Here is a 12,776-nt window from a genome sequence, read left to right as displayed (position 1 = left end):
CGCCACCCCTCCGGGGTGGTGTGCGGGCCGGGGTGCCGCAGCGCGCCGGAAGGACTTCGGCCGCAGCGCCTCGGCGCGGCGGCCGTGTGTGGTTGAGGGGCGGGCCGGTGCTGGCCCGGCCCGTGCGGATGGGCGCTGCGGTCGGTGATCGCGTCGCCAAGGGCGCGGCAGCGGCCTGGAAGGAGCTTTGACATGACCGATGGCGGCCACGTCCCGAACGAGGGACTGCCGGAGCACCTGCTCGCCGGGCCCGACCCGCTCGGCGGCCCGGAGGGCGTCGCGGCTGTCGCACCCGTACAGGGCGTCGCACCCGTGCAGGGCGTCGCGATGGACGGTGGCGTGATCCCGAACGCCGCGATGCCGAACGCCGCGATGCCGGGGAACGGCCTGCCCGGCGCGGTGCCGCCGGGGGCGGTCACGCTGCCGCCGCAGGGCGTGCCCGGCCAGGGCCAGCCGCTCGCCGCGCCCGGTTACGGCATGCCGGTCGCCGGTGGGCCCGGGGCCCCGGTTCCGGGCGCCCCCGTCGCCGGTGCCCACGCCGCCGGGGTGCCGGTCTCCGAGATGTCCGTCCCCGGTGTGCCGGGCGAGGGCTGGGCCGTCGACCCGGGCGCCCCGCGTCCCGCCTTCCACTTCCTCGACCAGCCCGACCAGCCGGACCCGCTCGACGACGAGGACGACGTGCTGCTGATGCCCGGCCCGCAGGGCTCCTGGGGCGAGCCGCTCGCGGCCGTCCCCGCCGAGCCGGCCGCCGACCAGCAGGGCGCCCACGGCACCCCGGTCGAGCCGTCCTGGCCGCCGCTGGAGCCGCCGGTGCTCGGCGCCGCCGACCCGGCCGCGCAGCAGGCCCCGGTCCAGCCGCAGCCGCTGCAGGGCCAGCCCGTCCAGCTCCCGCTCCAGGCACAGGGCCAGGAGGCGCTGACGGCGGCTCAGCAGCAGCGCCGCCCGCTGCACGCCGGCCCGCCGATCCCGGACCCGTCGCTGATGACCGGCCAGGTGCCGGTCCGCTCCCTCGCCGACCGCGGCCCCTCGCAGGGCGGCACGCCCGCCCACGGCATCCCGGTCGTCGTCGGCCAGCCGGAGCCGCCGCAGGCCGTCGCGCCGCTGCAGGCCCAGCCGGTGCCCCAGCAGGCACCGGGCGTCCAGCCGGTCCCGGCGGCCCCGCAGGTCGTCGAGGCAGCGGTGGCGGTCGATCCGGCTGCCACGGAGGCGGTTGTCGTGGAGGCGGTCGTCGCGGAGGTGCCCGCCATGGACGCGGCCGTCGCCGGGCCCGTGGCGGAGCAGGCCGCCGAGGCCGCTGCCGGGCAGCCGGCCGACCAGGCCGTCGCTCCGGCCGCAGAGGCCCTCGCCGGGCAGCCGGTCGAGCCGCCCGTCGAGGCCGCGCCCGTCGAGGCCCCGGAGGCCTCCGTCGAGCCCGCGCCCGTCGAGCCCGCCGCCGAGCCCGTCTCTGTCGAGCCGGCCGCCGTTGAGGTTTCCGCCGAGGCCGCGCCCGTTGCCGAGGCGTCCGCCCCGGCCGCCGTCGAGGAGCAGCCGTCCGAGCCCGCCACCCAGGGCGCCCCGGCCAACCAGCCCCGCCGGATCTCCGCCTTCCTCGCCGCGCCCGCCCCGCACGGCCTCCCGCAGGTCGAGGCGACCGAGCAGGCCGCGGCCGTCGCGGAGGGCGAGGCTCAGCAGGCCGTGCCCATAGCGCCCGCCGAGCAGCCCGAGGCACCGGTCGAGGCCGAGGCGGTCGTCGCCGCCGAGGCCGGCGCCCAGCCCGCGGCTGCCGAGACGGCTGTCGGCACCGGCGAGATGCCGTCCGGCCAGGCCGTCGCCGCGCCGGACGGCGGGCAGCCGCAGGAGGCCGCGCCGGCCGGGGACACCGCCCCCGACGCCGTGGCACCCGACGCCGTGGCACCCGAGGTCGTGGCACCCGAGGTCGTGGCCCCCGACGCCGGGGTACCCGCCGAGGCCGCCGCCGTCGAGCCCGCCGCTGTTGAGCCGGCCGCCGCCGAGCCCGCGGCGCCGACCGGAGAGCCCGAGGGAGCCGCCGAGGCACCGGTCGAGGCCGAGCCGGCCCAGGCCGCTCCGGCCGAAGCCGAGGCCGCAACCGAGGCCGTCGCGGAGCCCGCCGCCGACGCCTCCGCCGAGGAGCCCGCCCCCGGGACGGAGCCCGCCCCCGAGACCGGTGCCGAGCCGGCCGCCGAGGAAGCCGCCCCCGAGGAGCCCGCCGAGCCGCGCGGCCCGGCCGCCCCCGGCTACGACGACGCCGGCCGTGAGGCCGTCCACCAGGTCATCCGCGAGCGCCGCGACATCCGCAACGGCTTCCGCCCGGACGCGATCCCGCACGAGGTGCTGATCCGCGTCCTGGAGGCCGCCCACACCGCGCCCAGCGTCGGCTACTCGCAGCCGTGGGACTTCGTGGTGATCCGCTCGGCCAAGACCCGCCGCAAGATGCACGAACTGGCCGAGCGCCAGCGCGAGGCGTTCGCGGACTCGCTCCCCAAGGGCCGGGCCAAGCAGTTCAAGGAAATCAAGATCGAGGCGATCCTCGAGACGCCCGTCAACATCGTCGTCACCGCCGACCGCACCCGTGGCGGCCGGCACACCCTGGGCCGCCACACCCAGCCCCAGATGGCCCCGTACTCGGCCGCCCTCGCCGTCGAGAACCTCTGGCTCGCCGCCCGCGCCGAGGGCCTCGGCGTCGGCTGGGTGAGCTTCTTCGACGAGGAGGAGATGGTCCGCGAGCTCGGCCTGCCCGAGCACCTGGAGGTCGTCGCCTACCTCTGCGTCGGCTACGTCGACGCCTTCCCGGACGAGCCCGAGCTCCAGCAGCAGGGCTGGGCCAAGAAGCGCCCGCTCTCCTGGGTCGTCCACGAGGAGCAGTACGGCAACCGCGCGCTGCCCGGCGAGGAGCCGCACAGCGTGCTCTCCGAGACCCTGCGCGGCATCCGCCCGCTCGACGCCAAGGCGCTCGGCGAGGCCTGGGACCGCCAGAAGCGGATGACCAAGCCGGCCGGCTCGCTCGGCATGCTGGAGATCATCTCCGCCCAGCTGTCCGGCCTTTCCCGCAAGTGCCCGCCGCCGCTCCCGGAGCCCGCCTGCGTGGCGATCTTCGCGGGCGACCACGGCGTCCACGCCCAGGGCGTCAGCCCCTGGCCGCAGGAGGTCACCGCCCAGATGGTCGGCAACTTCCTGGCCGGGGGAGCGGTGGTCAACGCCTTCGCCAAGCAGATCGGCACCGAGGTCTGCGTGGTGGACGTCGGCGTCGCCGCCGAGCTGCCCGACGCGATCCAGCAGGGCCGCACCACCGGCCTGCTGCCGCGCAAGGTCCGCCCCGGCACCGGCGACATGACCCAGGGTCCGGCGATGACCCGCGAGGAGGCCCTCAAGGCCCTCGAGATCGGCATCGAGACCGCCCGCGACCTCGTCGCCGCCGGCAACAAGGCACTGATCACCGGCGACATGGGCATCGCCAACACCACCGCCTCCGCCGCCCTGATCTCGGTCTTCACCGGCCTGGACCCGGCCGAGGTCACCGGCCGCGGCACCGGCATCGACGACGAGACCCACGCCCGCAAGGTCGACGTCATCCGCGCCGCCCTCACCCTGCACCAGCCGGACCCGGCCGACCCGATCGGCGTCCTCGCCGCCGTCGGCGGCCTGGAGCACGCCGCCATCGCCGGCTTCCTGCTCGGCGCCGCCTCGCTGCGCACCCCGGTCATCCTGGACGGTGTCATCGCCGGTTCGGCCGCGCTGGCAGCCAAGGCGATCGCCCCCGAGGTGCTGGCCGCCTGCATCGCCGGCCACCGCTCCGCCGAACCCGGTCACCAGGCCGCGCTGGCCAAGCTCGGCCTGCGTCCGCTGATCGACCTCGACCTGCGGCTCGGCGAGGGCACCGGTGCCCTGCTGGCCCTGCCGCTGGTGCAGAGTGCGGCCCGCGCGATGCACGATGTAGCCACGTTCGACTCCGCCGGGGTCACCGAGAAGTCCTGACGTCTGCCCGCACCGCTCCGTGTACCGGCCCGAGGGCGCGCCGGCACGCGGAGCGGTGCTGTACCCCCACCACCCTCACCCCGATCCAGGAGCTCCGCCCATGACCGCGCCCAACCCCCACCCCGGTACCGAGGGCCGCACCCCGTACCCGGTCGGCCTGCTGCTCGCCGGCCGCCGCGTCGTCGTGGTCGGCGGCGGCCACGTCGCCCAGCGCCGGCTGCCCGCCCTGATCGCCACCGGTGCGGACCTGCACCTGATATCCCCGGCCACCACGCCCGCCGTCCAGGCCATGGCCGACGCCGGTGAGCTGACCTGGCACGAGCGCCGCTACCAGGACGGCGACCTCGCCGGCACCTGGTACGCGCTGGTCGCCACCGACGACCCGGCGGTCAACGCGGCGGTCAGCGCCGAGGCCGAGCGGGAGCGGGTGTTCTGCGCGCGCAGCGACGACGCGGCCGCGGCCAGCGCCTGGACGCCGGCCAGCGGCCGCGACGGGGGCGCCACCGTCGCCGTCCTCACCGGCGACCCGCGGCACTCCGCCGCCCTGCGCGACGCCATCGTGGACGGCCTGCGGGACGGCTCGCTGGCCGCCCGCCAGTACCGTGCGCACGGTGTCGGGGGTACCTCCCAGCCGTCGGGCCGGGGGAGCGTCGCCCTGGTCGGCGGCGGCCCGGGCGACCCGGACCTCATCACCGTCCGCGGCCGCCGGCTGCTGGCCGACGCGGACGTGGTGGTCGCCGACCGGCTGGCGCCGCGCGAGCTGCTGGCCGAGCTGCCGGAGCACGTCGAGGTGATCGACGCCTCGAAGATCCCGTACGGGCGGTTCATGGCCCAGGAGGCGATCAACCGGACGCTCATCGAGCACGCCAAGGCCGGCAAGTTCGTGGTCCGGCTCAAGGGTGGCGACCCGTACGTCTTCGGGCGTGGCGGCGAGGAGCTGCTGGCCTGCGCGGAGGCCGGGCTGCCGGTCACCGTGGTCCCGGGCATCTCCAGCTCGATCAGTGTCCCGGCCTCGGTCGGTGTGCCGGTCACCCACCGCGGGATGACCCACGAGTTCACGGTGATCTCCGGTCACGTCGGCCCGGATGACGAGCGCTCGCTGACCAACTGGGAGGCCGTCGGGCGGATGAGCGGCACCCTGGTGCTGCTGATGGCCGTGGACAAGATCGGGGCGATCGCGGCCAGGCTGGTCGAGTGCGGCCGCCCGGCCGACACCCCGGTCGCCGTCGTCCAGGAGGGCACCACCGCCGCCCAGCGCCGCGTGGACGCCACCCTCGCCACCGTCGCGGCCGTCGTCCAGGCCGAGCAGATCAAGCCCCCGGCCGTGATCGTGATCGGCGACGTCGTCAATGTCCTCGCCCCCGCCCTCCACTCCTGACCCACCCGCCGCTTTGCAAAGGTGACTTTGCAAAGCACGGCGCCGGGCCGTCCTCCGGGGGCCCGGGGGATGACCCCGGGCCCCCGCACCGGACACCTCCGCGGCCGGCCCTCGGGCTCGCCCGTGCTGTTTGCAAAGCGTGGCCTTTGCAAACACCGCGGGCGTGGGAAGTCGGCCCCGCCGACTTCCCACGCCAAACCACACGCAGCCACATTCACTCCAACGGCTGCTCTGTCCAGATCACCTTCCCGGTGGCCGTGTACCGCGTGCCCCACCGGTCCGCGAACTGGGCGACCAGGAAGAGCCCGCGTCCGCCCTCGTCCGTGGTGGCCGCGTACCTCAGATGCGGCGACGTGCTGCTGCCGTCCGACACCTCGCAGATCAACGTCCGGTCGCGGAGCAGCCGCACCCGGATCGGCCCCGACCCGTACCGGATCGCATTGGTCACCAGCTCGCTGAGGATCAGCTCGGTGACGAACGCCGCCTCGTCCAGCCCCCACAGCGCCAGCTTCTCCGACACCGCCGCCCGCACCTCGCCCACCGCGGCCGGGTCGGACGGCACCTCCCACTCCGCCACCTGCTCCGGCGCCAGCATCCGCGTCCGCGCCACCAGGAGCGCGATGTCGTCCTGCGGATGTGCCGGCAGCATCGCTCCCAGGACGTCCGCACACGTCTGCTCCGGCGTCCGCGGCGGCCCGGACAGCGCGGTCCGGAGCAGCTCCAGCCCCTCGTCGATGTCCCTCTCGCGGTCCTCCACCAAGCCGTCCGTGTAGAGCACCAGCCGGCTGTCCTCGGCCACCTCCAGCTCCACCGTCTCGAACGGCAGCACCGCCAGCCCCAGCGGCGGCCCGGTCGGCAGCTCGGGGAACACCACCCGACCCTCCGGATCGACCAGCGCCGGCGGCGGATGCCCCGCACTGGCCAGCGTGCAACGCCGCGCCACCGGGTCGTAGATCGCGTACAGGCAGGTCGCACCGGTCACCGCCGCCGCACCGCCGGTCGCCGACTCCTCCTGGTCTATCCGGTTCACCAGGTCGTCCAGGTGTCCCAGCAGCTCGTCCGGCGGCAGGTCGAGCGTCGAGAAGTTGTGGATCGCCGTCCGCAGCCGCCCCATCGTGGCCGCCGCGTGCAGTCCGTGCCCCACCACGTCCCCGACCACCAGCGCCACCCGCGCGCCCGGCAGCGGGATCACGTCGAACCAGTCGCCGCCGACCCCCGCCTGCGCCGGCAGGTACCGGTGCGCCACTTCCAGCGCGTTCTGCTCCGGCAGGGTGCGCGGCAGCAGACTGTGCTGCAAGGTCACCGCCATCGTGTGTTCCCGGGTGTACCGGCGCGCGTTGTCGATGCAGACCGCGGCATGCGCGACCAGCTCCTCGGCGAGCGCCAGGTCCTCCTCCTCGAACGGCTCCTCCCGGTCCGCCCGCCAGAACCGCGCCACCCCCAGCAGCACCCCGCGCGCCCGCAGCGGCACCCGCACCAGCGAGTGCACCCCGTAGGCCAGCACCTGCGCCGACCGCTCCGGATCCTGCTCCCGCCAGGCCGATGTCTCCGCCAGCCTCGGCTCCACCCCCGGCAGCCCGCTGTCCAGCGACCCCGCCAGCGGCGTCGACGGCACCACCTCCACCACGGTGCCGACGGGGTAGAACGGCGAGTCCGCCCGGACCCCGCGGAACGCCGCCCTGCGCATCCGCCCCAGTGCGAGGCCCTGCGGCGGCTCCTCACCCTCCAGCACCGGCTCGGCCAGGTCGACGCTGGCGAAGTCCGCGAACCGCGGCACCGTCACCTGCACCAGCTCCTCGGCCGTCCGCGTCACATCCAGCGAACTGCCCACCGTGACACCCGCGTCGTACAGCAGCCGCAGCCGCCGCTGCGCCACCTCGGCCCGTCCGGACAGCGCCAGCAGCTCGGTGGAGTCACGCAGCGTGGCGACACAGCCGGGCGGGCCGCCGTCCCGGTCGGTCAGCCGGACGTTCACCGCCAGCAGCCGCTCGCCGGCCAGCACCACCTCGTCGGTGACCGCCCGGTTGGCGGTCAGCAGCTCCTCGGGTGCCGGGTCCAGACCCAGCTCCGGCACCATCCGCCCCTCGGCGTCGGCGGGCAAGTCCAGCAGTCGGCGCGCCTCGTCGTTGCAGAGCAGCAGCTGGCCGTCGCCCGCGACGATCAGCACCCCCTCGCGCACCGCGTGCAGCACCGCCGCATGGTGCTCGTACATCCGCGTCATCTCGGCCGGGCCGAGCCCGTGCGTCTGCCGCCGCAGCCGCCGGCTGATCAGCGCCGTGCCGCAGGTCGCCAACCCCAGTGCGATCGCCGCGGCGCCCAGCACGACGGGCAGCTGCCGCTCGCTCGCACTGCTCACGTTGGCGATCGTGATGCCCGCCGACACCAAACCGACCACCTGGCTGTCCGGCGCGTGCACCGGAACGATCGCCTGGACCAGCGGTCCGATCGTGCCGTTGACCTCCTCGGTCACCACCTCCCCCTGCAAGGCGGGCTGGTAGTTCCCGACGAACTTCTGGCCGATCCGGGCCGGGTTGGGGTGGGTGTAGCGGATGCCGTTGGTGTCGAGCACGACGATGAAGTCCACGCCGGCGTTGACCGCGGCGGCCTGTGCCTTCGGCTGGAGGATCGCGGTCGGATCGGGGGAGCGCAGCGCCTCGACGATGCCGGGCGAGTTGGCGAAGGTCTGGGCGACCGCCACCGACCGGCTGCGCGCCTCCTCCCGGGCGTCGTTGCGGGACTGCACCACCAGCGCCACCACGGCGGACGCCACGAGCAGCAGCACCACCACCACCTGCAGCGCGAACACCTGCCCAGCCACCGACCGGCGCTTCACCGGCTTCGGCCGCGCCGCTCGTGGCTGCTGTTGCCGACCGTGTGGGCGCCCACCGGAAGAGCCGGCGGTACCAGTGGCACGGGAGGCGACGGAGGAGCCAGAAGCACCAGAGGCCGACGGAGCCCAGGATCGGCCCGGAAAACGGGCCATACGTCATATTTGCACTCTGCGTGCCAACGGGCCAAGGGCAGCCATCTCCGGCCCTTGGGCCGTTTGGCCTTCTCCACCCCGACTTGGCAAGATCGCAGGGTGTCCGAACCCAGCACCATCACCGATCCCGCCGACCCGCGACTCGCCGACTACACCGGCCTGACCGACGTCGAACTTCGCCGTCGGCGCGAGCCCGCCGAGGGCCTGTTCATCGCCGAGGGCGAGAAGGTCATCCGCCGCGCCCTCGCCGCCGGCTACCGGATGCGGTCGATGCTGCTCACGGCCAAGTGGCTGGACGTGATGGCCGACGTGATCGCCGGCGCCGAAGCCCCCGTCCACGTCGTCGAGCCCGCCCTCGCCGAGGCCGTCACCGGCTACCACGTCCACCGCGGCGCACTCGCATCGATGGAGCGCAAGCCGCTGCCGGACGCCGCCGCGGTGCTGGCCGGCGCCCGCCGGGTGGCGGTGCTGGAGGGGCTGGTCGACCACACCAACCTGGGCGCGATCTTCCGCAGCGCCGCCGCGCTCGGCATGGACGCCGTCCTGCTCTCGCCCGACTGCGCGGACCCGCTGTACCGGCGCGCCGTGAAGGTCTCCATGGGCGCGGTCTTCGCCGTCCCCTACGCCCGGCTCGACCCCTGGCCGGACGCCCTGGACACGGTCCGCGCCGCCGGCTTCAGCCTGCTCGCCCTCACCCCCGCCGACGGCGCCGTCGACCTCGCCGCCCTGGCCCCGCACAGCCTCCCCAAGGCCGCCCTCATGCTCGGCGCCGAAGGCGACGGCCTCACCCGCCGGGCCATCGCCGCGGCCGACCACCCCGTCCGGATCCCCATGGCCCACGGCATCGACTCCCTCAACGTCGGCGCCGCCGCAGCGGTGGCTTTCTACGCCGTCACCGCCACCGCCTGACACAGGAAGTCGGCCGGTCCGACCTCCTGTGTGCGGGGCTGCTCTCCGAGCCCGCCCTGCGGCCTCGCGCCCCAGGCCCCACCGTCGGCCCAGCCCCACGGTCGGCCCACGCTGCACCGTCGCCCCAGGCCCACCGGCAAACAGCCCCCCACCGGCGTCCCAGGCCTCCCGGCCTCGTGGCGATGCTCGCGGAGTGTGAAGTCCGGTCCGACCTCCCGTGCCGTGAAGGCGGCGGCCGAGGCGATGCCGGCGCCCGCCGACCCCCCCGCTGCGTGAGCGCTTCAGCCGGTGGGGGAGGTGGGCGGCGCGGGGGCTGCGGCGGGAGGCGGGGTGACGGTGAGGGTGGGGGCGCCGGGCCAGGACTCCTCAAGGGTCCCGTCGGCCCGCACCGAGTAGCGGGTGGAGGCGGTCGCGCCGGTCTGACCGTTGCGTTCCTCGCGGACCAGCGCGCCGTTGTCGAGCCGCCAGGTGGCCGTCGCCTGCGGGTCGGCGGCCGAGGAACGGGACGTGAGCGGCACGGGCGTGTCCCCGTTGAACGAGAAGAGCTGGACCAGGTCGACCGGCACCGAGCCCTCCGCCCGCCGCAGCACCACCAGGGTGGCCGGCGCGCCCTTGTAGCGGGCCGGGAGGACCGCGCTCAGCGCGACCTGCGGCCCGGCCCCCGCCGAACGTCCGTCCCGCAGGGCGACGGCCGGACCGCCCGCCGGGTCGGGGTAGCTGCGGTTCGGCCAGTCGACCGTGGGCCCCGCGCCTTGCGCGGGCGCCAGCGCCCCGTCGCCGCCCGCGGCACCGCCGTGGGCCGCCGCCAGCGGGGTGGGCGCGGCCGACGGCGCCACGCCGTCCACCGACTGCCCGGCCCCGGCCGGCTGAGCGGCGGGTGCGGCGGTGCCCGCCTGGCCGGCCGGCACGGGGGCGGCGCTCATGGTCGTGCCGCCGGCGCCGAGCGGGCCGCGACCCTGGTTGCTGCGGTTCTCGCAGCCCTGTGCCGCCGCGATCGCCAGGGCCACGCCGAGCGTGACGGTGACGAAGACGATCAGTCGCTGCCGCATCAGCCGCCGGCGCGAGCCGCCGGGACGTCCGCCGGGGGCGGGCGTGTGCTGCCGGTCCCGGGCCCGCGGGCGCGGCCGGTCCGCCCACTGCTGTTCCCGCTCGCGCGCTCCCGCCGGCCCGCCGGGACCGCCGGTCCGCCCGGGCGGTGGGGTCTGCTGGCGCTCGCGCATCGGCCGGGTGGTCTGGACGGACTCGGGCCGCGGCATCGGCGTGGTGGCCGGCTGGCCCTGCGGCCGCCGCTGCGCGACACCGGGCCGCGAGCCCGGGTGGACGCCGGCCCGAGCACCGGGGCGAACGCCCGGGTACCCGCCCTGCGGCCCGCCCGGGTGCCCGACGGCTCCACCGGCCTGGACGCCCTGCCCGCCGCCGTGCGGCCCGCCCGGCCGGCTGCCCGCCGCCGCTCGGGCGCGCGCGGCGCCCGCCGGGTCGGGGGCCCGCCCGGGCGCGGGCACCCCGCGCCCGCCGCCGGCCGGTGGCATCGGGGCTGCCGCGCCGCGTCCCGGCACGCCGGGGCGGCCGGGCGCCGCACCGGGCGGCCGCCCGCCCGCCGCACGCTCCGGCCGGTCCGGGCCCGTGCCGTCGGGCGCGGCCGTGCCCCGGGCCGCCAGTTCGCTGAGCCGCTCGTGGAGGGCGGCCGCGCCGGGCCGCTCCGCGGGCTCCTTCGCCAGGCAGGCCCCGATCAGCGGTGCCAGCTGCGGCGGTACGGCCGACAGGTCGGGCTCCTCGTGCACGACCCGGTACAGCATCACTTCGGACGAGGCCCCCGAGCCGAACGGGGTGTCGCCGGTGAGCGCGTACGCGAGCGTGGCACCGAACGCGAAGACGTCGGTCGCGGGGTTCACCGCGGCGCCGCGGACCTGCTCGGGCGCAAGGAAGCCGGGGGAGCCGACCGCCGTGCCGACGTGGGTGAGCGTGCTGGCGCCGCGCGACCAGGCGATGCCGAAGTCGATGATCCGCGGCCCGCGCGGCGAGAGCAGGATGTTGGACGGCTTGAGGTCCCGGTGGACGACGCCGGCCCCGTGCACCTTGACCAGTCCGTCGGCCAGCGCGGCGCCGATCCGGGCCGCCTCCGGCCAGCTCAGCGGGCCCTCGTCGCCGACCCGCTTGTACAGCGACGGGCCGGGGACGTACGCGGTGGCCAGCCACGGGCGGTCGGCCTCGATGTCGGAGCCCACCACGCGCGCCGTGCAGCCGCCGCGGATCCGGGAGGCGGCGGCGATCTCCCGGGCGAAGCGGGTGCGGAACTCCATGTCCTCGGCGAGTTCGGCGCGGATCAGCTTGAGTGCGACCCGCTGCCCGCGGCGGTCGGAGCCGAGGTAGACGACGCCCATGCCGCCGGCCCCCAGCCGCCGGTGCAGGCGGTACGGCCCGACGATGCGGGGGTCCTCACGCCTCAGCCGCATCATCGCCATCTTCGTTCCCCGTCAGCCTGTGGGTGAGGCCCCGTCGGTTGGGGCATCGTCAGTTCCTGTCTGGCACAGCTTACGGACTGCCCGCTGCGGTGTGCTGATACGCAACACCTCAACCCTCCGTGCGATTGTCCGATCTTGCACTGCCTGGCAGGTCAGGGGGGTGCCGAAACGTTTCTCGGGGTCGTCTCTCAGGGTTCCCCCGGGGGCGCGGTCGAGACCGTCTCCCCCTGCGGTAGTAGTCCCCAAGTCGGAGCGTCATCCTCCGGGATGCCCGCAGAACAGTACGACGGCATGACGTCCGACTGCCCCCTCGCGCCATAGCGTTGTCCTCAGCGGTGGACGGGGAGCTCGTCCCCCGAGGTAAGCCGTCCACCGCGTCCACCTCGACCGGCCGTACGACCGGATCGACGGGTACGGGCAGCACACGAATCAGGAGTAGGGGCATGGCACAGCAGCTCACGGGATCCCCCCGCCGCCGTCGGCCGGCCTTCACTCAGCGCCGGTCCGCGGAGCCGACCAGGCACCCGGCGGTGGCGCTCGCCATGGCGCTGCCCTGCGCCGTGCTGCTGGTCATGCTCTTCGGCGGCTGGGAGCAGATGGCGAGCCAGGCCCAGGCCGTCGCCGACCTGATCACCCGCTGACGCCCGACCGCCGAGGCGACGGACCCCACTCGGGCCGCCGGGGCGGCACACGGACCGAGCGCAGACCAACGAGGACCGTCCGGCTGATAACAGCCGGCCACTGAACGGGCACTGAATCCCCTGGGGACGGGGAGCCAGTGCCGCCGGGGAAGGCCCGCGCCCGCGACGACTCGCGGACGGGCGAGAGCGGTGCGCTGGAGCACCCCGGCAGGCGAAGATGCCGCGTACGGACGTCGGTGAGGGCGACCGTACGCGGCTCTTCTTCTTCCGCATCCACTTCCCGCATCAAGCGGGGCCCAGCAGTTCGGGGAGCCCGGCGAGCCTGCCGCCGCCGGGGAACCGGGCGGACCGGGGACAGTCAGCGCATGCAAAAGGGCCGGGGCCGTGACCCTCGCGGATCACGGCCCCGGCCCTTACTGTGCGCGATACTG

The 12,776-nt window shown here is 75.9% G+C and carries 5 protein-coding genes and 1 pseudogene; 4 read left to right on the top strand and 2 right to left on the bottom strand.

The window, feature by feature from the left end:
* The first annotated feature begins 192 nt into the window (after positions 1-192).
* Positions 193-3,972, top strand: coding sequence for a nicotinate-nucleotide--dimethylbenzimidazole phosphoribosyltransferase (cobT, locus tag ACZ3YO_RS05140; protein ID WP_465564969.1), 3,780 nt, complete (start codon positions 193-195; stop codon positions 3,970-3,972).
* A 100-nt stretch (positions 3,973-4,072) separates the two neighbouring features.
* Positions 4,073-5,350: a uroporphyrinogen-III C-methyltransferase gene (gene cobA / locus ACZ3YO_RS05135; protein ID WP_465564966.1), complete on the top strand. Its 1,278-nt coding sequence runs from the start codon at positions 4,073-4,075 to the stop codon at positions 5,348-5,350.
* Between the two features lie 214 nt (positions 5,351-5,564).
* Here the strand turns inward: cobA and ACZ3YO_RS05130 are convergent, their stop codons facing one another.
* Positions 5,565-8,333: a SpoIIE family protein phosphatase gene (locus ACZ3YO_RS05130; protein WP_465564964.1), complete on the bottom strand. Its 2,769-nt coding sequence runs from the start codon at positions 8,331-8,333 to the stop codon at positions 5,565-5,567.
* Positions 8,334-8,432: 99 nt separating this feature from the next.
* Between ACZ3YO_RS05130 and ACZ3YO_RS05125 the strand changes: the two genes are divergently transcribed.
* On the top strand, positions 8,433-9,242 hold the full coding sequence (locus tag ACZ3YO_RS05125; RefSeq protein WP_465564961.1) for a TrmH family RNA methyltransferase: 810 nt from the start codon (positions 8,433-8,435) through the stop codon (positions 9,240-9,242).
* 1,274 nt (positions 9,243-10,516) lie between these two features.
* Here ACZ3YO_RS05125 and ACZ3YO_RS05120 read toward each other — a convergent pair.
* Positions 10,517-11,704: pseudogene (locus ACZ3YO_RS05120) on the bottom strand (serine/threonine-protein kinase); the annotation flags it as partial.
* A gap of 443 nt (positions 11,705-12,147) precedes the next feature.
* On the opposite strand from ACZ3YO_RS05120, the gene ACZ3YO_RS05115 reads away from it, so the two are divergent.
* Positions 12,148-12,345, top strand: coding sequence for a hypothetical protein (locus tag ACZ3YO_RS05115; RefSeq protein WP_465564959.1), 198 nt, complete (start codon positions 12,148-12,150; stop codon positions 12,343-12,345).
* The last annotated feature ends 431 nt before the right edge of the window (positions 12,346-12,776 follow it).

Source organism: Kitasatospora sp. NPDC022785 (genome assembly GCF_055561295.1).
The sequence above is the reverse complement of the archived record's forward strand: the minus strand, read 5'-3'. Positions and strand labels throughout refer to the sequence as shown.

What these genes read in the sequence shown, in the direction of transcription:
- cobT (WP_465564969.1), top strand. Translation starts at nt 193, where the DNA reads ATGACCGATGGCGGCCACGTCCCGAACGAGGGACTGCCGGAGCACCTG.
- cobA (WP_465564966.1), top strand. Translation starts at nt 4,073, where the DNA reads ATGACCGCGCCCAACCCCCACCCCGGTACCGAGGGCCGCACCCCGTAC.
- ACZ3YO_RS05130 (WP_465564964.1), bottom strand. Translation starts at nt 8,333, where the DNA reads ATGGCCCGTTTTCCGGGCCGATCCTGGGCTCCGTCGGCCTCTGGTGCT.
- ACZ3YO_RS05115 (WP_465564959.1), top strand. Translation starts at nt 12,148, where the DNA reads ATGGCACAGCAGCTCACGGGATCCCCCCGCCGCCGTCGGCCGGCCTTC.